Genomic DNA, 18357 nt, shown 5'->3' with positions numbered 1-18357 from the left:
CCGCTGGGGCCGGGTGCGCCGGGGCCGGGGCCGGGTCAGTGCTCCTGTGCGGCCGCGGCCTCCTGCGCGGCGTCGAAGAGCGTGTGCATGGCCCGGTGCAGGTCGGCGTGGCCCCGTACGGGCTCCAGGAACTCGAAGCGCGCGTCGAAGGTGCCGTCCTCGCCGGTGAAGCGCACCCGCAGCCCGAAGCGGTCCAGGGCGAGCGGCACCGCGGTGGTCGGCGTGCTGCGGCAGGCGCCGGTGCCGCCGGCGAGCGCGCACAGCCAGCCCACCTGGTCGGCGTGGGCGGCCGCCAGGTGCTGCAGCAGCTCCGCCTCGTGCTCGACCAGCGGGTCGGGACGGGCCGCGGCGAACTCGTCCGGCTCCACCTGCTCCGCGCCCCACAGGTCGTCCAGCGACGCCTCGCCGACCTCCAGCCGTAGCCGCACCTTCCCGGCCGGGGCCGGCAGGTCTCGCGCGACGGTGAGCCAGCCGGCGATCCAGGCGCGGCCGCGGATGCGTCCGGGCACCGCGACCGGGGCGACGTCAGTGATGTCGAGCACAGCCGTGAGGTCGTCGTCCTCGGCGTGCGTGGCGGCCCGTACGGCGGGCGATTCCGCGGGGAACAGCAGGAACAGGTCACCGTCGGTGCCCACGATCCGCTCGTCCGGGACCATGAGCTCGGGGAGGTCGGGCACCAGGCCGGGAATCACCAGGATGGCGGAGGCGGTACTCTGTACGAGAGTTCGTGTGCGCTCGGCTGCTGACGGCAGTCGGGCGGTTTCATGCCCGCTGGGACGCGGCTGACCATGAGCTGATCGGACCCCCGTCAAGTCGGCGCCCGCCGTGGCGTCGGCGGCGCCCTGCGTGGCGTCCATTCCGTCCGTGATGCGCGTGGTGTTCCCAGGGCGAGACATACGATCTCCTTCGCTAAGGTAAGCCTTACCTAACTTACATGGAGGTCTGGGAAACGTGAACCAGTCGCGTCCCAAGGTCAAGAAGTCGCGTGCCCTCGGCATCGCCCTGACGCCGAAGGCCGTCAAGTACTTCGAGGCCCGTCCCTACCCGCCGGGCGAGCACGGCCGTGGCCGCAAGCAGAACAGTGACTACAAGGTCCGACTGCTGGAGAAGCAGCGGCTGCGCGCGCAGTACGACATCTCCGAGCGCCAGATGGCCCGTGCCTACGACCGCGCCCGCAAGGTCAGCGGCAAGACCGGCGAGGCCCTGATCGTCGAGCTCGAGCGCCGCCTGGACGCCCTCGTCCTGCGCGCCGGCCTGGCCCGCACGATCTACCAGGCCCGCCAGATGGTCGTCCACGGCCACATCGAGGTCAACGGCCACAAGGTCGACAAGCCGTCGTTCCGCGTCACCCCCGACGACGTCGTGATGGTCCGCGAGCGCTCCCGCGCCAAGACCCCGTTCCAGGTCGCCCGTGAGGGCGGCTGGGCCGGCGAGGGCGAGACCCCGAAGTACCTGCAGGTCAACCTGCAGGCGCTGGCCTTCCGCCTGGACCGTCTGCCGAACCGTCGTGAGGTCCCCGTGATCTGCGACGAGCAGCTCGTCGTCGAGTACTACGCTCGCTGACGCCTGCCCCACCCGGCACGCACGTCAGCCCCGGCGCCCCGCCCTTCCGGCGGGGCGCCGGGGCTTTCGCGTGCCCGGGGCGACCCTGCTCGCCCCGGTCAGTCCTGGGCGGACCGGCCGAGCGGCGCGCCCGCGGGCAGCGAATCGGCGGGTGGCACGGGACCGCGGGGCGGACGCGGGCCGGTGCGTGTCGGGGGCAGCCCGGTCAGGGCCCGGGCGACGGCCGCGTCGAGGTCGAGGACGCCCCCCTCGGCGTACGCCCCCTCGTAGCCGACCCGGCCCAGCTCGGCGCGGGCCAGTTCCTCGCAGCGCTGGTGGGGGATGCCGAAGTGGCGCGAGCCGAACACCGGCAGCCCGACGAGCCGCCAGATGCCGCCCGCCGCGCCCTGCAGCACCGCCGCCTCCCGGGCGTCCCCCGGGACCCGCAGCAGCGCGAGCAGCTCGATGCCGAGCACGATGCCCACCATGTCGCGGAAGGTGTGGTTGATCCGCACGCACTCGGCCGCCAGTTCGGCGGCGAGCACGGGGTCGTCCTGCCACCAGGCGATGACCGCCCGCGTGTAGAGCGCGTACGCCAGCGCCCAGCGCTCCCCGTGGTCCTCGCAGACCTCGCGGATGTGCTCGCAGAGCTCGATCCCGCCCTCCAGGTCCCCCTCGAAGGCCACCGCCATCGCCAGCTCGACCTCGGCCATGATGACGTTGCTGTTGAGCTCGCCCAGCGTCCGGTAGTGCCCCAGCGCCTCCTCGAACAGCGCCTTGGCGCGCGGCAGGTCGTCGCTGAGCAGCGCCCCGCACCCCATGCGGTGGACCGCGTACGCCACCGCCGTCGCGTCGCCGGTGGCCAGTGCCTGCTCCCGGCACTCGTACAGCATGCCCAGCGCCGCGGTGCCGTCGCCCTGGAGGATCGAGACGTAACCGCACACCCACAGCGCCTTGGCGCGCTGACCCGTGGGCTCGTGGTCGGCCGCCAGCGCGCGCTCCAGCCAGTACCTGCCCTCGGCGAGCCGGCCGCAGCCGACCCAGAAGAACCACAGGCTCGCCGCCAGATACTGCCCGGTCCGCAGCTCCTCGGGGACCTCCAGGGAGAACTCCAGCGCGGCCCGCAGGTTGGCCAGCTCCCGCTCGGTGCCGGCCGAGATCTCCTCCTGCCGCGCGCCGAACCACTCCATCTCGCCCCAGGTGGCGAACCCCAGGTACCAGTCGCGGTGCCGGGTCCGCAGCCGCCGTTCCTCGCCCAGCTCGCGCAGCCAGCCCAGCCCGTACTCGCGCACGGTGTCCAGCAGCAGGTAGCGCACCACGCCCGCGTCCTCGCGGCGCAGCACCACCGACTTGTCCACCAGGTCCGCCAGCAGGTCCACCATCGTGTCGGCGGTCACCTCGCCGCCCGCGCACACGTACTCGGCCGCGTCGAGGTCGAAGTCCCCGGCGAACACCGACAGCCGTGCCCACAGCAGCCGTTCGCGCGGGGTGCACAGCTCGTGGCTCCACCCGATGGTGGTGCGCAGCGCGCGGTGCCGTTCGGGACCGCCCGTGCCGCCGCGCCGGGTGAGCAGCCGGAAGCGGTCGTCCAGCCGCCCGGTGATCTGCCGCACCGACAGTGCCCGCACGCGGCCCGCCGCCAGTTCCAGCGCCAGCGGGATGCCGTCCAGGTGGCGGCAGAGCTCCTCCACCTCGGCCCGGTTGCCCCCGTCCACGGTGAAGCCCGGCAGCACCGCGGCCGCCCGGTCGGCGAACAGCTCCACCGCCTCGTCGGCGTCGCCCAGCGGCTCCAGCGCCACGATGTGCTCGCCGGCCACCCCCAGCGGCTGCCGGCTGGTGGCCAGCAACCGCAGTCCCGGTGCCCGCCGCAGCATCGCCTCGGCCAGCTCCGCCGCCGCCTCCACCTGCGGTTCGCAGCAGTCCAGGACGAGCAGCAGCTCGCGGCGGGCCAGGAAAGCACCGAGCGCGGCCCGGGGACCGCGCGTGGTGTGGTCGGTGAGGCCGAGCGCGTCCGCCACGGCGTGGTCCACCAGTCCCGGATCCCGTACGGCCCCCAGCTCGGCCAGCCAGACCCCGTCGGCGAACCCGGCGCGCAGCCCGGCCGCCGCGCGCAGCGCGAGCCGGGTCTTGCCGACCCCGCCCACGCCGGTCACCGTCACCATCCGGGCCCGCTCCAGCAGGCGGGCCACGTCGTCGAGCTCGCGCCGCCGGCCGACGAAGTGGTTCAGCTCGCACGGCAGGTTGCCGGGCGTCGTCTCATGGCGCATGGGTCACGGAGGGTATCGTCAAATAAGCGGAACGTACAGTCCGGGCCCCCTCGCCCGGGCCGGTGGCGGGCGGCCCCGGCCCGCAATGCGGTACGGAGCGTGCTGCCCGTCGCGATAAGGTCGGTACCTGATCGGTACCTGGTTGGCGCGGTGGATCCGAGGGAGTGGCAGCGTGTCCGGTGGAGAGGTGGCCGGCCTCATCGTGGCCGTCTTCTGGGCGATCCTGGTGTCGTTCCTCGCCGTGGCACTCGTGCGGCTCGCGCAGGCGCTCCGTCAGGCCACCCGCCTCGTGGCGGAGGTGACCGACCAGGCCGTGCCGCTGCTCGGCGAGGCCTCCGAGGCGGTCCGTTCCGCCCACGCCCAGCTGGCCCGCGTGGACACCATCACCTCCGACGTCGCCGAGGTGACCGCGAACGCCTCCGCCCTGTCCACGACCGTCGCCTCCACCTTCGGAGGCCCCCTCGTGAAGGTCGCGGCCTTCGGCTACGGCGTGCGGCGCGCGGTCACCCTCCAGGCCAAGGGCGCCGCCAAGAAGCGCACCGTGGTCGTCGGCCGGACGCTTCCGTCCGCCCGCAGCCGTAAGTCAAGGGGCTGACCTGCATGTTCCGCCGTGCCTTCTGGTTCACCGCCGGTGCCGCCGCCGGGGTGTGGGCCACCAACAAGGTCCATCGCAAGATCCGCAGCCTGACCCCTGAGAGCCTCGCGGCGAAGGCGGCCGACAAGGCCCTCGAGGCCGGGGACCGGCTGCGCACGTTCGCGCAGGACGTCCGCGCCGGGATGACCGAGCGCGAGGAACAGCTCAACGACCAGCTGGGCCGTACGGCCCCCGACCTCGACATGCCGGCCCAGCGGCCGGAGATCGCGTACCACCACCGGAAGGACGAACACTGATGGAGTCGGCAGAAATCCGCCGCCGCTGGCTGCGTTTCTTCGAAGAGCGCGGGCACACCGTCGTGCCGTCGGCGTCGCTCATCGCCGACGACCCCACGCTCCTTCTGGTGCCCGCGGGCATGGTCCCGTTCAAGCCCTACTTCCTGGGTGAGGTCAAGCCGCCCTTCCCGCGCGCCACCAGCGTGCAGAAGTGCGTCCGCACGCCCGACATCGAAGAGGTCGGCAAGACCACCCGCCACGGCACCTTCTTCCAGATGTGCGGCAACTTCTCGTTCGGCGACTACTTCAAGGAAGGCGCCATCAAGTTCGCCTGGGAGCTGCTCACCTCTCCCGTGGCGGACGGCGGTTACGGTCTCGACCCCGAGCGGCTGTGGATCACCGTCTACAAGGACGACGACGAGGCCGAGCAGATCTGGCGCGAGGTCGTGGGCGTGCCCGCCGAGCGCATCCAGCGTCTGGGCATGAAGGACAACTTCTGGTCCATGGGCGTCCCCGGCCCCTGCGGGCCGTGCTCCGAGATCAACTACGACCGCGGCCCCGAGTTCGGCGTCGAGGGCGGCCCGGCCGTCAACGACGAGCGGTACGTGGAGATCTGGAACCTGGTCTTCATGCAGTACGAGCGCGGGGAGGGGACCGGCAAGGAGGAGTTCCCGATCCTCGGCGACCTGCCCGCCCAGAACATCGACACCGGTCTCGGTCTCGAGCGTCTCGCCATGATCCTGCAGGACGTGCAGAACATGTACGAGACCGACACCCTGCGCGCGGTCATCGACAAGGCCACCGAGCTCACCGGCGTCGCCTACGGCGCCGCGCACGACTCCGACGTCTCGCTGCGCGTGGTCGCCGACCACATGCGCACCTCCGTCATGCTGATCGGCGACGGAGTCACCCCCGGCAACGAGGGCCGCGGCTACGTGCTGCGCCGCATCATGCGCCGCGCCATCCGCAACATGCGGCTGCTCGGCGCCACGGACGCCGTCGTCGGCGAACTCGTCGACACCGTCATCAAGACGATGGGCCAGCAGTACCCGGAGCTCGTCGAGGACCGCAAGCGCATCGAGACGGTCGCCCTCGCCGAGGAGACCCGCTTCCTCAAGACGCTGAAGGCCGGCACCAATGTGCTGGACACCGCCGTCACCGAGGCCAAGTCCGCCGGTTCCGGTGTGCTCTCCGGCGACAAGGCCTTCCTGCTCCACGACACCTGGGGCTTCCCGATCGACCTCACCCTCGAAATGGCCGCCGAGCAGGGCCTGTCGGTGGACGAGGACGGCTTCCGCCGCCTGATGAAGGAGCAGCGGGACCGCGCCAAGGCCGACGCCCTGGTGAAGAAGAGCGGTCATGTCGACATGTCGGCGTACCGCTCCATCGCCGACACGGCCGGGAGCACCGTCTTCACCGGGTACACCGACAACGAGGGCGAGGCCAGTGTCGTCGGCCTGCTGGTCGACGGTGTGCCCTCGCCGGCCGCCAACGAGGGCGACGAGGTCGAGGTCATCCTCGACCGCACCCCCTTCTACGCCGAGGGCGGCGGCCAGCTTGCCGACACCGGCCGCATCCGCACCGAGTCGGGCGCCGTCATCGAGGTGCGCGACGTGCAGCAGCCCGTGCCCGGCGTCACCGTGCACAAGGGCAGCGTCCAGGTCGGCGAGGTGACCGTCGGCTCCGCCGCGTTCGGCAAGATCGACCTCGGCCGCCGCCGCGCCATCGCCCGCGCCCACAGCGCCACCCACCTCACCCACCAGGCGCTGCGCGACGCGCTCGGTCCCACCGCCGCCCAGGCCGGTTCGGAGAACTCCCCGGGCCGCTTCCGCTTCGACTTCGGCTCGCCGGCCGCCGTGCCGGGCAGCGTGCTGACCGACGTCGAGCAGAAGATCAACGCCGTGCTCTCCCGCGAACTCGACGTCACCGCCGAGATCATGAGCATCGACGAGGCCAAGAAGGCCGGCGCCATCGCCGAGTTCGGCGAGAAGTACGGCGAGCGGGTGCGCGTGGTGACCATCGGCGACTACTCCAAGGAGCTCTGCGGCGGCACGCACGTCCACAACACCGCCCAGCTGGGCCTGGTCAAGCTGCTCGGCGAGTCCTCGATCGGCTCCGGCGTGCGCCGGGTCGAGGCCCTGGTCGGCGTGGACGCGTACAACTTCCTCGCCCGCGAGCACACGGTCGTGGCTCAGCTCCAGCAGCTGGTCAAGGGCCGTCCGGAGGAGCTCCCTGAGAAGATCTCCGGCATGCTCGCCAAGCTCAAGGAGGCCGAGAAGGAGATCGAGCGCTTCCGCGCCGAGAAGGTCCTGCAGGCCGCCGCCGGGCTCGCCGCCTCCGCCCAGGACGTCAAGGGTGTGGCCCTGGTCACCGGCCAGGTGCCGGACGGCACCGGCGCCGACGACCTGCGCAAGCTCGTCCTGGACGTCCGCCAGCGGATCAGCGGCGGCCGCGCCGCTGTCGTGGCCCTGTTCACCGTCGCGGGCGACCGCCCGCTGACCGTCATCGCCACCAACGAGGCGGCCCGTGAACGCGGTCTGAAGGCCGGCGAGCTGGTCCGCACCGCCGCCAAGACCCTCGGCGGCGGCGGTGGCGGCAAGCCGGACGTCGCCCAGGGCGGCGGCCAGAACGCGGACGCGGTCGGCGAGGCCATCGCCGCCGTGCAGCGCCTCGTCGCCGAGACTGCCTGAGGTCGTCGATGCGCAGGGGTCGCAGGATCGCGATCGACGTCGGGGACGCCCGCATCGGGGTCGCCTCGTGCGACCCCGACGGGCTGATCGCCACACCCGTCGAGACGGTGCCCGGCCGGGACGTCCCGGCCGCGCGCCGGCGCATCGCGCAGATCATCGAGGAGTACGAGCCGATCGAGGTCCTGGTCGGCCTGCCCCGCTCGCTCAGCGGGCGGGAGGGGCCGGCCGCGGCCAAGGCCCGCGAGTTCGCCCAGGATGTGGCGAAGATCATCTCCCCCGTTCCGGTGCGCCTCGTTGACGAGCGGATGACCACCGTCACGGCCACCCAGGGCCTGCGCGCATCGGGCGTCAAGGCCAAGAAGGGACGTTCCGTCGTCGACCAGGCGGCGGCCGTGGTCATCCTCCAGAGCGCCCTCGAGACCGAACGGGTGTCTGGTAAAGAGCCGGGCGAGAGCGTCGAACCGTTTATCTGATCGCGGTACGGTAACGTTCCGCGCAGCACGGCGGCTCCACAGTCTGATCCGTGGGTGCCGACGGGTCGGGACCCTCCCGCCCGCGCCACAAGCGCCGGCCGGCTGCCGCCTCGCGAACCGAACCGTAGGGGATCGATGACTGACTATGGCCGGAGCCCGGGCTCCGAAGCATGGCACCCCGAAGACCCTCTCTTCGGTGACCAATGGGGACAGCAGCAGCACCCGCAGCAACACCAGCACCAGCAGCACCAGCAGCACCAGCAGCACCAGCAGTATTCCCAGTACCAGCAGCACCCGCAGAACCAGCAGCAGCACCCTCAGTACCCGCAGCAGGGCGGTTGGGACCCCTACGGCGACACCGGTCAGCAGCAGCAGCAGCAGTACCCGTACGACCCGCAGCAGCAGTACGACTCCTGGGGCGCCCCGGCCGGCTACGGCCAGGACGGGTACGGCGGTCAGCAGCAGCCCGACTACTACGGGCAGGGCGGCTACCCGCCCCCGCAGCGGCCCGACCAGCGCTACCCGGAGCAGCAGCCCCAGTACCAGCAGCAGCCCCCGCAACAGCAGCCTCAGCAGCAGCCGCAGCAGCCGCAGCGGCCGCAGCGCTCCCGGCCGGCCGAGCAGGAAGCCCCGCTCTGGGACGACGAGGGGGGCGCCGCCGACGACCACTCCTTCTTCTCCGGCGCGGACGACGACGAGGACGACGAGCCGCAGCCGGGCCGCAACGACCGGCGCGGCCGCGCGGGCAGGGGCGGCAAGACCGGGCAGGGCGGCAAGAAGCGCCGCTCCGGCATGGCGTGCCTGGTCGTGCTGGTCGTCCTCGGCGGCGGCATCGCAGGGGCCGGCTGGTTCGGCTACCGCTACTACCAGAGCAACTTCGGTCCGCCCCCGGACTTCGCCGGGCAGGGCAGCGGCGAGGTCCAGGTCGAGGTACCGCAGGGCGCGAGCGGCATCCAGATCGGCAACATCCTCAAGAAGGCCGGCGTGGTCAAGAGCGTCGACGCCTTCACCGCGGCCGTCAGCAAGGACCCCAAGGGCAACTCCATCCAGGCGGGCGTCTACGTCCTGCACAAGGAGATGGCCGCGTCCAGCGCCGTCACGATGATGCTCGACCCGAAGTCGCAGAACGTCCTGGTCATCGCCGAGGGCCTGCGCGACGTGCAGATCTACGCGATCATCGACGCCAAACTGGGGCTCGACAAGGGCGCCACCGCCAAGGTCGCCGAGGACCAGGTCGGCAAGCTCGGGCTGCCCGACTGGGCTGATGACAACAAGGACATCAAGGATCCGCTGGAGGGCTTCCTCTGGCCGAGCCGCTACAGCGTCGGCAAGGACACCAAGCCCGCCGACCTGCTGCGCAGCATGGTCACCAACGCCAAGAAGCAGTACACCAAGTACGACGTGGAGGCGAAGGCCGAGAAACTGGGGCTGGAGTCACCGCTGCAGGTCGTCACCCTGGCCAGCCTGGTGCAGGCCGAGGGCAAGTCGGACGAGGACTTCCGGAAGATGTCGCGGGTCGTCTACAACCGCCTCAAGCCGACCAACACCGAGACCAACGGCAAGCTCGAGTTCGACTCGACGTACAACTACCTGAAGAACCAGAGCGAGATCAACCTCTCGCTCAAGGAGCTCCGTACCTACGACGACGCCTACAACACGTACTACTACCGGGGGCTCCCGCCGGGGCCGATCGGCAACCCCGGAGCGAAGGCGCTGGCCGCGGCCATGGATCCCGAACCGGGCAAGTGGTACTACTTCATCTCCCTCGACGGGCACACGACCAAGTTCACGGAGACGCTCGCGGAGCACGACAAGCTCGCCAAGGAGTTCGACAAGAAGCACAACGGCTGAGCCGCCGCCGGGGCGCCGCACGGAGAACGTCCCCCGTGCGGCGCCCCGCTGCCGTCCCGAGCGCCGCCCGGACCGGGCGGATCTTGAGGCCCTAGACTCGACCGGGCGTCCCCTCCGCCGGCCGGACGGGGGCGGCCCGGATCGACGGACACCACGCAGCCGAGGGGACCAGCCCATGACGAAGAGCCCGCGGGGGGCCGCGCGTGCCTAGGGCAGCGGTCCTCGGAACGCCGATCACGCACTCCCTCTCCCCGGTGCTGCACCGCGCCGCCTACGCGGAACTGGGGCTGGCCGACTGGACGTACGACCGCTTCGAGGTCGACGAGGCCGCGCTGCCCGGTTTCCTGGCCCGGCTGGGCGAACTGCCCGGCGGTGGACGCTGGGCCGGGCTGTCGCTGACCATGCCGCTCAAGCGGGCGGTCATCCCGCTGCTGGACGAGGTCAGCGCCACCGCCTCGGCCGTCGAGGCCGTGAACACGCTGGTGCTCACCGAGGACGGACGCCGGCTGGGCGACAACACCGACATCCCCGGGATGGTGGCGGCCCTGCACGAGCGCGGCGTCGGACGTGTCGGCTCCGCCGCCGTGCTCGGCGCCGGGGCGACCGCCTCGTCCGCGCTGGCCGCGCTGGCGCAGATCTGCGACGGCGAGGTCACCGCGTACGTGCGCAGCGACACCCGCGCCGGCGAGATGCGGCAGTGGGGCGAGCGGCTCGGTGTGGCCGTGCGGACGGCCGCCTGGGAGGACGCCGAGCAGGCCCTGGCCGCGCCCCTGGTGATCTCCACGACGCCGGCCGGCACCGCCGACGCGCTCGCCGCCGCCGTGCCCGAGCGTCCCGGCACGCTCTTCGACGTGCTGTACGACCCCTGGCCCACCACCTTGGCGTCGGCCTGGGCGGAGCGGGGCGGGGCCGTCGTCGGCGGACTCGACCTGCTGGTGCACCAGGCGGTGCTGCAGGTGGAGCTGATGACCGGCCGCAAGCCGGCCCCCCTGGCGGCCATGCGGGCGGCCGGCGAGGCGGCGCTGCACCGCCCCTGACCGGTCCGGAGGTGTCCACGGCGCTGTCCGCCCAGCGGACCGCGCCCCGCCTTCGCCGCGGGACGTGAAAGGATCGGTTTACGCACGGATGGTCCGGTCCGCCTCGCCGCGGTCCGGGCGATGATGAAGGAGCGAGCACCGTTGAGCAGGTTGCGCTGGCTGACCGCGGGGGAGTCGCACGGCCCCGCACTCGTCGCGACGCTGGAGGGTCTGCCCTCCGGTGTGCCGATCACCACCGAGATGGTGGCGGACCACCTCGCGCGGCGGCGGCTCGGCTACGGCCGCGGTGCCCGTATGAAGTTCGAGCAGGACCAGGTCACCTTCCTCGGCGGCGTGCGCCACGGGCTCACCCTGGGCTCCCCGGTCGCGGTCATGGTGGGGAACACCGAGTGGCCCAAGTGGGAGCAGGTCATGGCGGCCGACCCGGTCGACCCCGAGGTCCTCGCCGGGCTCGCCCGCAACGCCCCGCTGACCCGGCCCCGCCCCGGCCACGCCGACCTCGCCGGCATGCAGAAGTACGGCTTCGACGAGGCCCGGCCGATCCTGGAGCGCGCCTCCGCCCGCGAGACCGCGGCCCGTGTCGCACTCGGCGCCGTGGCCCGCTCCTACCTCAAGGAGACGGCGGGCATCGAGATCGTCTCCCACGTGGTGGAGCTCGCCTCGGCCAAGGCCCCGTACGGCGTGTACCCCACCCCCGCCGACGTCGACAGGCTCGACGCCGACCCCGTGCGCTGCCTGGACGCCGACGCCAGCAAGCGGATGGTCGCCGAGATCGACCAGGCCCACAAGGACGGCGACACGCTCGGCGGCGTCGTCGAGGTGCTCGCCTACGGCGTGCCCGTCGGCCTCGGCAGTCACGTGCACTGGGACCGCCGGCTGGACGCCCGGCTGGCCGCCGCCCTCATGGGCATCCAGGCCATCAAGGGCGTCGAGGTCGGCGACGGCTTCGAGCTCGCCCGCGTCCCCGGCTCCAAGGCGCACGACGAGATCGTCGCCACGCAGGACGGCATCCGCCGCTCCACGGGCCGTTCCGGCGGCACCGAGGGCGGCCTGAGCACCGGCGAGCTGCTGCGGGTGCGGGCCGCGATGAAGCCCATCGCCACCGTGCCGCGTGCGCTGGCCACCGTGGACGTGAACACCGGCGAGGCCACCCAGGCCCACCACCAGCGTTCCGACGTCTGTGCCGTCCCGGCCGCGGGCATCGTCGCCGAGGCGATGGTCGCCCTGGTCCTGGCCGACGCGGTCGCGGAGAAGTTCGGCGGCGACAGCGTCACCGAGACCCGTCGCAACGTGCGCGGCTACCTCGACAACCTGGTGATCCGATGAGCGGCCCCGTCGTCGTCCTGGTCGGCCCGATGGGGGTCGGCAAGAGCACCGTCGGCGAGCTGCTCGCCCTGCGGCTGGGCACGACCTGCCGCGACACCGACGCCGACATCGTCGAGGCCGAGGGCCGTCCGATCGCGGACATCTTCGTCGAGGACGGCGAGGAGCACTTCCGCGCCCTGGAGGCCGGGGCCGTCCGCGTCGCGCTCGCCGAGCACCAGGGCGTGCTCGCGCTCGGCGGCGGCTCGATCCTCGACGAGGACACCCGCAAACTGCTCGCCGGGCTGCCCGTGGTCTTCCTCGACATGGACGTCGCCGAAGCCGTCAAGCGCGTCGGCCTCGACGCCGCCCGCCCCCTGCTCGCCGTCAACCCGCGGCGGCAGTGGCGCGAGCTGATGGAAGCCCGCCGCCCGCTGTACACCGAGGTCGCCCGCGCCGTGGTCAGCACGGAGGGCCGGACCCCCGAGGACGTCGCGGACGCCGTCCTGGACGCACTGGAGCTGAAGAACGCATGACGGAGCACGCCGCCCACACCCCCATCCGCATCCAGGTCGGGGGCAGTGCGGGCACCGAGCCGTACGAGGTGCTGGTCGGCCGGCAGCTGCTCGGCGAGCTGCCGGGCCTGATCGGCGACAAGGCGGTGCGGGTCGCCGTCATCCACCCCGAGGCCCTGGAGGCCACCGGCCAGGCGCTGCGCGAGGACCTGGCGGAGCAGGGCTACGAGGCCGTCGCCATCCAGGTGCCCAACGCCGAGGAGGCCAAGACCACCGAGGTCGCGGCGTACTGCTGGCGGGCGCTCGGGCAGTCGGGATTCACCCGTACGGATGTCATCGTCGGCGTCGGCGGCGGTGCCACCACCGACCTCGCCGGGTTCGTCGCGGCGACGTGGCTGCGCGGGGTCCGCTGGGTCGCCGTGCCGACCACCGTGCTCGGCATGGTGGACGCCGCGGTCGGCGGCAAGACGGGCATCAACACCGCCGAGGGCAAGAACCTCGTCGGCGCCTTCCACCCGCCCGCCGGGGTGCTCTGCGACCTCGCGGCGCTGGAGTCGCTGCCGGTCAACGACTACGTCAGCGGTCTCGCCGAGATCATCAAGGCCGGCTTCATCGCCGACCCCGTGATCCTGGACCTGATCGAGCAGGACCCGGCCGCCGCCCGCGGCCCCGAGGGCCCGCACACCGCGGAGCTCCTCGAGCGCGCCATCCGCGTCAAGGCCGAGGTGGTCTCCGCGGACCTCAAGGAGTCGGGCCTGCGCGAGATCCTCAACTACGGCCACACCCTCGGCCACGCCATCGAGAAGAACGAGCGCTACAACTGGCGGCACGGCGCCGCCGTCTCCATCGGCATGGTGTTCGCCGCCGAACTCGGCCGCCTGGCCGGCCGTCTGGACGACGCCACCGCCGACCGTCACCGCTCCGTGCTGGAGTCCGTCGGCCTGCCGCTGACCTACCGCGGAGACCAGTGGCCGCGGCTGCTGGAGACGATGAAGGTGGACAAGAAGTCGCGCGCCGACCGGTTGCGCTTCATCGTGCTGGACGGCCTCGCCAAGCCGACCGTCCTGGAGGCCCCCGACCCCGGGGTGCTCCTCGCCGCCTACGCGGAGATCTCCAAGTAGGCCCGCACGCGCACGGGACGGCGGATCCCGAACGGCCGGGCACCCCGTGGGCTGCCCGGCCGTTCACACAACTGCGGCCGTTGACGGTACCGTTCGGTCGAACCTGAAAGCTCTTGTACGGACGGAGTGGCCTCGATGCAGCATGCCGTGGGTGCGCCGCTGCCACCGCCGCACGGTGGGCAGCAGGCCGGGCAGCCAGGGCCGCCGCCGCAGCCCCCGGGCACCACCGGCCACTTCCCGATGGCCCAGGGAGCCCCCGTCCAGCACCCGGTCCAGCCGCCCCCGCAGCCCGCGGCCGGCGGCGGCGCTCCGTTCACGGGCACCACGCACGGCCCCGTCGCTGTCCTGCTGATCGGCGCGGCCGGCGCGGGCAAGACGACCATCGCCCGGCACTGGGCCGACCACCGGGGCGTACCGACCGCCCACATCAGCCTGGACGACGTCCGCGAGTGGGTCCGCTCCGGCTTCGCCGACCCGCAGTCCGGCTGGAACGACCACTCCGAGGCGCAGTACCGCCTCGCCCGCCGCACCTGCGGCTTCGCGGCCCGCAACTTCCTGGCGAACGGCATCTCCTGCATCATCGACGACGCGGTCTTCCCCGACCGCCCGGTCGTCGGCCTCGGCGGCTGGAAGCGGCACGTGGGGCCCGGTCTGCTACCCGTCGTCCTCCTCCCCGGCCTCGACATCGTGCTGGCCCGCAACGCCCAGCGCAGCGGCAACCGGCGCCTGTCGGACGAGGAGGTCGCCCGCATCCACGGCCGCATGGCCGGCTGGTACGGCTCGGGGCTGCCGATCATCGACAACTCCCACCTGGACGTCGCCGCGGCCGCCGCCGCGCTCGACAGCGTCGTCACCCGCAGCCTCCAGGGCCCGCCCGCCTGGTAGCCACCGCCCGGCGGCTCTCGACAGGCCGACCGGCGGCCCGCGACGTACGCTCGCCACATGTCCGAGGTGCACGCTGCCCGCAGGGAACGCCTCCGGGACCGTTGCGCGGCGGCCGGATCGGCGGCGGCGCTCGTCTCGCGTCCCGCCAACGTCCGCTACCTGACGGGCTGCGCCCCGCCGGGGACCGTGCTGCTCGTGGGGCCGGGTCCCGAGGACGTGCTGGTCCACCACCGTCACCCGTCCGGCGACCTGGCCGAGGGCCGGCTCCCGGACGACGTGCGGGCCGTCGTCCTGTCCGGCCCCGACGGCGACCCGGCGGTCACCGCCGCCGCGCTGGCCGCGGACCGCAAGGCGGAGGCCCTGGCGGTCGAGGAGCACCACCTCACCGTCGCGCGGCACCGCGCCGTCGGCAGCGCCGCGCCGGGCGTGAGCCTGTCCGACCTCGGCTCGGCCGTGGAGCAGCTCCGCCTGGTCAAGGACGAGCAGGAGATCTCCGCGTTGCGGATCGCCGCCGAGATCGCCGACCAGGCGCTCAGCGAACTCCTGGAGTCGATCCTGGTGGGCCGCACCGAACGCCACCTCGCCCTGGAGCTGGAGCGCCGCCTCATCGACCACGGCGCCGACGGCCCGGCCTTCCCCACCTGCGTGGGCACCGGCCCCCATTCGGGTGCGGCGCGCCATCTGCCCACCGACCGGCGGGTCGAGGAGGGCGACTTCCTCACCGTGTGCCTGGGCGCCTGCTACCGCGGCTACCGCTGTGAGGTGGGGCGCACCTTCGTCATCGGCACCTCGCCCGCGGACTGGCAGATCGAGCTGTACGACCTGGTCTTCGCGGCCCAGCGGGCCGGCCGCGAGGCCCTCGCACCCGGCGCCGCCTGCCGCGACGTGGACCACGCCGCACGCCACGTACTGGAGTCCGGGGGCCACGGCGAGGCCCTGGGGGAGTCCACCGGACACGGCGTCGGACTGGAGATCGGCGAGGACCCGCGGTTGTCCCCCTCGGCCATGGGTAAACTGGACGCTTGCGTGCCGGTCACCGTCGAACCGGGAGTCCACATCCCGGGCCGTGGCGGTGTCCGCATCGACGACACACTCGTCGTGCGTCCACCGACGGACGGCGGGCCCGAGCTACTCACCATCACGACCAAGGAGCTGCTCGCCCTGTAGAGGGCGGCCGCGGCTCCGGGTCCCCGAAGCAGCAGTGCAGGAGATTCCGCAACCGTGGCCACCACGAACGACCTCAAGAACGGCCTCGTGCTCAAGCTCGACGGCGGCCAGCTCTGGTCCGTCGTCGAGTTCCAGCACGTCAAGCCCGGCAAGGGCCCCGCCTTCGTCCGTACGAAGCTCAAGAACGTGCTCTCCGGAAAGGTCGTCGACAAGACCTTCAACGCCGGCGTGAAGGTCGAGACGGCCAACGTCGACAAGCGCGGGATGCAGTTCTCCTACAAGGACGGCGAGAGCTTCGTGTTCATGGACATGGACACGTACGACCAGATCTACATCACCCCCGAGGTCGTCGGCGACGCCGCCCACTTCCTCCTGGAGGGCTTCGAGGCCGTCGTCGCCATGTACGAGGGCTCCCCGCTCTACATCGAGCTCCCGGCCGCCGTCGAGCTGGTCATCGAGTACACCGAGCCCGGCGTCCAGGGCGACCGCTCCACCGGGGGCACCAAGCCCGCCAAGCTGGAGACCGGCTACGAGATCGGCGTCCCGCTCTTCATCACCACCGGTGAGAAGATCAAGGTCGACACCCGCTCGGGTGAGTACCTCGGCCGGGTGACCAGCTAACCGTGGCTGCTCGTAACAAGGCCCGCAAGCGCGCCTTCCAGATCCTCTTCGAGGCGGAGCAGCGGGGTGTCAGCCCCAAGACCGCCATGGCGGACTGGATCAGGCTCGCCCGGACCGACGACCGGCAGCCGCCGGTCAGCGAATACACGATGCAGCTCATCGAGGGCTACGCCGAACGGGCGAGGCGCATCGACGAACTGCTGTCGAAGCACGCCGTGGGCTGGACCCTCGACCGGATGCCGGTGACCGACCGGAACATCCTGCGGCTCGGCGCCTACGAGCTGATCTGGGAGGACGACGTCCCCGACGCCGTCGTCCTGGACGAGGCCGTGCAGCTGGCCAAGGAGTTCTCCACCGAGGAGTCGCCCTCGTTCGTGAACGGCCTGCTGGCCCGTCTCAAGGAGCTGAAGCCCAGCCTCCGGGAGGACTAGCCCCCGACACCGCCCACCGGGCCCGGAACGCCGCGCGTTCCGGGCCCGTGGCGTGCCCGGCCGGCGCCTTGCACGCCGTGCCGGGGCGGGCGACGGGAGGGCAAACACAACCGCCCCTCGGACGCGGCCTGGCGGCCGCGCCCAAGGGGCGGGACGTTTCTGCTTCCCGAGGGCGTCAGCCCTCCTCGTGCTGCACCGCGCGCCGTGCGTCCGCGTCGAGGACGCCCCAGCTGATCAGCTGCTCGGTCAGGACCGAGGGCGACTGGTCGTAGATGACGGCGAGGGTGCGCAGGTCGTCCTGGCGGATCGACAGCACCTTGCCGTTGTAGTCGCCGCGCTGGCTCTGGATGGTCGCGGCGTAGCGCTGCAGCGGACCGGCCTTGTCGGACGGCACCTGGCTCAGTCGCTCGAGGTCGAGGACGAGCTTCGGCGGCGGCTCGGCGGCACCGCCGGGCGCGGAACCGGGCAGCAGCTCCTGGACCGGAACGCCGTAGAAGTCGGCGAGCTCGGCGAGGCGCTGCACGGTCACGGCGCGGTCGCCGCGCTCGTAGGAACCGACCACCACGGCCTTCCAGCGGCCCTGGGACTTCTCCTCGACACCGTGGAGGGAGAGTCCCTGCTGTGTGCGGATGGCGCGGAGCTTCGCTCCGAGCTGCTTGGCGTAATCGCTGGACATATGGCTCCCCGGACGGAAACTCAGTAACTCACTGTGAGGTTACGCAGCGTAATTGGAATCCGTCAAGCCGAATGGTCCACACCGGTCCCCCGGAAGAGCGAGGAATGGCCGGTCAACGGCCTTTCGGCCGGGATCTGCAGTCGATCGTGGTACGGGTGGCGGACCCGCCCCGAGAGCCGCGCCAGGCGGCCGCCAGGCCCCGCCAGGGAGCACGCCAGGGTGCCTGATACGGTTGACCCGTACGTTTTGGCGTCCTTTAAGGCCCGTCCAGTGAGGCGGGGAAGGAGGTCCCTTTTCCATGACCGTCATCGGTTCCGATCCGGTCCGGCCCGTCCTCGAGGCCCCGGACATCGCGCGGGTGCTGACCCGCATCGCGCACGAGATCGTCGAACGCGCCAAGGGCGCGGACGACGTGGTTCTCCTCGGCATCCCCACCCGCGGGGTCCATCTGGCCCGCAGGCTCGCCGACAAACTCGACGGCATCACCGGCGGCAAGACCCCGGTCGGCTCGCTCGACATCACCATGTACCGCGACGACCTGCGGCTCGGCCCGGCGCGCGCGCTCGCCCGCACCGAGATCCCGGCCGACGGGGTGGACGGCCGGCTGGTCGTCCTCGTCGACGACGTGCTCTTCTCCGGCCGCACGATCCGCGCCGCCCTCGACGCGCTGGGCGACATCGGCCGCCCCCGCGCCGTGCAGCTGGCCGTCCTGGTCGACCGCGGCCACCGCGAGCTGCCCATCAGGGCCGACTACGTCGGCAAGAACATCCCCACCTCGCTGCGCGAGACCGTCAAGGTCCACCTGACCGAGGAGGACGGGCGCGACTGCGTCCTGCTCGGCGTACGCGACGGCTCCCCGGCGGACGAGTAGCCGCGGGCCCGCCCCGGCTCCCGGGGCGGGCCCGCGGC

General features: G+C 72.3%; 18 protein-coding genes. 15 read left to right on the top strand and 3 right to left on the bottom strand.

Annotated features, from left to right (window positions below):
* Positions 1 to 35: 35 nt before the first annotated feature.
* Positions 36 to 752, bottom strand: coding sequence for a DUF2470 domain-containing protein (locus tag PV341_RS23470; RefSeq protein WP_500358911.1), 717 nt, complete (start codon positions 750 to 752; stop codon positions 36 to 38).
* A 199-nt stretch (positions 753 to 951) separates the two neighbouring features.
* Here PV341_RS23470 and rpsD point away from each other — a divergent pair, with 199 nt between their 5' ends.
* Complete coding sequence (gene rpsD / locus PV341_RS23465; protein ID WP_018564200.1) at positions 952 to 1563, top strand: 30S ribosomal protein S4; 612 nt, start codon at positions 952 to 954, stop codon at positions 1561 to 1563.
* A 98-nt stretch (positions 1564 to 1661) separates the two neighbouring features.
* Here the strand turns inward: rpsD and PV341_RS23460 are convergent, their stop codons facing one another.
* Positions 1662 to 3809, bottom strand: coding sequence for an ATP-binding protein (locus tag PV341_RS23460; RefSeq protein ID WP_500324426.1), 2148 nt, complete (start codon positions 3807 to 3809; stop codon positions 1662 to 1664).
* 172 nt (positions 3810 to 3981) lie between these two features.
* Between PV341_RS23460 and PV341_RS23455 the strand changes: the two genes are divergently transcribed.
* The 13 genes from PV341_RS23455 (at position 3982) to nusB (ending at position 16772) form a co-directional block, all read left to right on the top strand.
* Entirely contained in the window at positions 3982 to 4404 is a 423-nt protein-coding gene (locus PV341_RS23455) for a DUF948 domain-containing protein (protein WP_450385979.1), read from the top strand.
* A 5-nt stretch (positions 4405 to 4409) separates the two neighbouring features.
* Positions 4410 to 4700: a DUF6167 family protein gene (locus tag PV341_RS23450; RefSeq protein WP_500324425.1), complete on the top strand. Its 291-nt coding sequence runs from the start codon at positions 4410 to 4412 to the stop codon at positions 4698 to 4700.
* Positions 4700 to 7369: an alanine--tRNA ligase gene (alaS, locus tag PV341_RS23445; RefSeq protein ID WP_500324424.1), complete on the top strand. Its 2670-nt coding sequence runs from the start codon at positions 4700 to 4702 to the stop codon at positions 7367 to 7369. The genes PV341_RS23450 and alaS overlap by 1 nt, the downstream gene beginning before the upstream one ends.
* Positions 7370 to 7377: 8 nt before the next feature.
* Positions 7378 to 7842, top strand: coding sequence for a Holliday junction resolvase RuvX (gene ruvX, locus PV341_RS23440; RefSeq protein WP_499510782.1), 465 nt, complete (start codon positions 7378 to 7380; stop codon positions 7840 to 7842).
* A 135-nt stretch (positions 7843 to 7977) separates the two neighbouring features.
* On the top strand, positions 7978 to 9693 hold the full coding sequence (gene mltG, locus PV341_RS23435; protein ID WP_500358909.1) for an endolytic transglycosylase MltG: 1716 nt from the start codon (positions 7978 to 7980) through the stop codon (positions 9691 to 9693).
* A gap of 203 nt (positions 9694 to 9896) precedes the next feature.
* Positions 9897 to 10730: a shikimate dehydrogenase gene (locus PV341_RS23430; protein WP_500324422.1), complete on the top strand. Its 834-nt coding sequence runs from the start codon at positions 9897 to 9899 to the stop codon at positions 10728 to 10730.
* A 141-nt stretch (positions 10731 to 10871) separates the two neighbouring features.
* Entirely contained in the window at positions 10872 to 12056 is a 1185-nt protein-coding gene (gene aroC / locus PV341_RS23425; RefSeq protein ID WP_500324421.1) for a chorismate synthase, read from the top strand.
* Entirely contained in the window at positions 12053 to 12568 is a 516-nt protein-coding gene (locus PV341_RS23420; RefSeq protein WP_500324420.1) for a shikimate kinase, read from the top strand. Before aroC ends, PV341_RS23420 begins: the two co-directional genes overlap by 4 nt.
* Positions 12565 to 13668, top strand: coding sequence for a 3-dehydroquinate synthase (aroB, locus tag PV341_RS23415; RefSeq protein WP_500324419.1), 1104 nt, complete (start codon positions 12565 to 12567; stop codon positions 13666 to 13668). Before PV341_RS23420 ends, aroB begins: the two co-directional genes overlap by 4 nt.
* 135 nt (positions 13669 to 13803) lie before the next feature.
* Entirely contained in the window at positions 13804 to 14553 is a 750-nt protein-coding gene (locus tag PV341_RS23410) for an AAA family ATPase (RefSeq protein WP_500324418.1), read from the top strand.
* Positions 14554 to 14610: 57 nt separating this feature from the next.
* Positions 14611 to 15720, top strand: coding sequence for a M24 family metallopeptidase (locus tag PV341_RS23405; RefSeq protein WP_500358908.1), 1110 nt, complete (start codon positions 14611 to 14613; stop codon positions 15718 to 15720).
* 54 nt (positions 15721 to 15774) lie between these two features.
* Complete coding sequence (gene efp, locus PV341_RS23400; protein ID WP_499510774.1) at positions 15775 to 16341, top strand: elongation factor P; 567 nt, start codon at positions 15775 to 15777, stop codon at positions 16339 to 16341.
* Positions 16342 to 16343: 2 nt separating this feature from the next.
* Positions 16344 to 16772: a transcription antitermination factor NusB gene (gene nusB / locus PV341_RS23395; protein ID WP_499510773.1), complete on the top strand. Its 429-nt coding sequence runs from the start codon at positions 16344 to 16346 to the stop codon at positions 16770 to 16772.
* A 175-nt stretch (positions 16773 to 16947) separates the two neighbouring features.
* On the opposite strand, the gene bldD is transcribed toward nusB, so the two are convergent.
* Positions 16948 to 17448 (bottom strand): transcriptional regulator BldD, encoded by a 501-nt coding sequence (gene bldD / locus PV341_RS23390; RefSeq protein ID WP_018564185.1) that lies wholly within the window; start codon positions 17446 to 17448, stop codon positions 16948 to 16950.
* 298 nt (positions 17449 to 17746) lie between these two features.
* Between bldD and pyrR the strand changes: the two genes are divergently transcribed.
* A complete protein-coding gene (pyrR, locus tag PV341_RS23385) occupies positions 17747 to 18319 on the top strand; it encodes a bifunctional pyr operon transcriptional regulator/uracil phosphoribosyltransferase PyrR (RefSeq protein ID WP_500324416.1) in 573 nt (190 codons plus the stop codon).
* Positions 18320 to 18357 lie beyond the last annotated feature (38 nt).

This window comes from Streptomyces sp. PA03-1a, assembly GCF_033792805.1.
Taxonomy (GTDB): domain Bacteria; phylum Actinomycetota; class Actinomycetes; order Streptomycetales; family Streptomycetaceae; genus Actinacidiphila.
The sequence above is the reverse complement of the archived record's forward strand: the minus strand, read 5'-3'. Positions and strand labels throughout refer to the sequence as shown.

Excerpts from the sequence above, each read along its gene's own strand:
- pyrR (WP_500324416.1), top strand. The coding sequence starts at position 17,747 with ATGACCGTCATCGGTTCCGATCCGGTCCGGCCCGTCCTCGAGGCCCCG.
- aroB (WP_500324419.1), top strand. The coding sequence starts at position 12,565 with ATGACGGAGCACGCCGCCCACACCCCCATCCGCATCCAGGTCGGGGGC.
- bldD (WP_018564185.1), bottom strand. The coding sequence starts at position 17,448 with ATGTCCAGCGATTACGCCAAGCAGCTCGGAGCGAAGCTCCGCGCCATC.
- ruvX (WP_499510782.1), top strand. The coding sequence starts at position 7,378 with ATGCGCAGGGGTCGCAGGATCGCGATCGACGTCGGGGACGCCCGCATC.
- PV341_RS23460 (WP_500324426.1), bottom strand. The coding sequence starts at position 3,809 with ATGCGCCATGAGACGACGCCCGGCAACCTGCCGTGCGAGCTGAACCAC.
- mltG (WP_500358909.1), top strand. The coding sequence starts at position 7,978 with ATGACTGACTATGGCCGGAGCCCGGGCTCCGAAGCATGGCACCCCGAA.
- PV341_RS23410 (WP_500324418.1), top strand. The coding sequence starts at position 13,804 with ATGCAGCATGCCGTGGGTGCGCCGCTGCCACCGCCGCACGGTGGGCAG.
- PV341_RS23420 (WP_500324420.1), top strand. The coding sequence starts at position 12,053 with ATGAGCGGCCCCGTCGTCGTCCTGGTCGGCCCGATGGGGGTCGGCAAG.
- PV341_RS23405 (WP_500358908.1), top strand. The coding sequence starts at position 14,611 with ATGTCCGAGGTGCACGCTGCCCGCAGGGAACGCCTCCGGGACCGTTGC.
- alaS (WP_500324424.1), top strand. The coding sequence starts at position 4,700 with ATGGAGTCGGCAGAAATCCGCCGCCGCTGGCTGCGTTTCTTCGAAGAG.
- PV341_RS23450 (WP_500324425.1), top strand. The coding sequence starts at position 4,410 with ATGTTCCGCCGTGCCTTCTGGTTCACCGCCGGTGCCGCCGCCGGGGTG.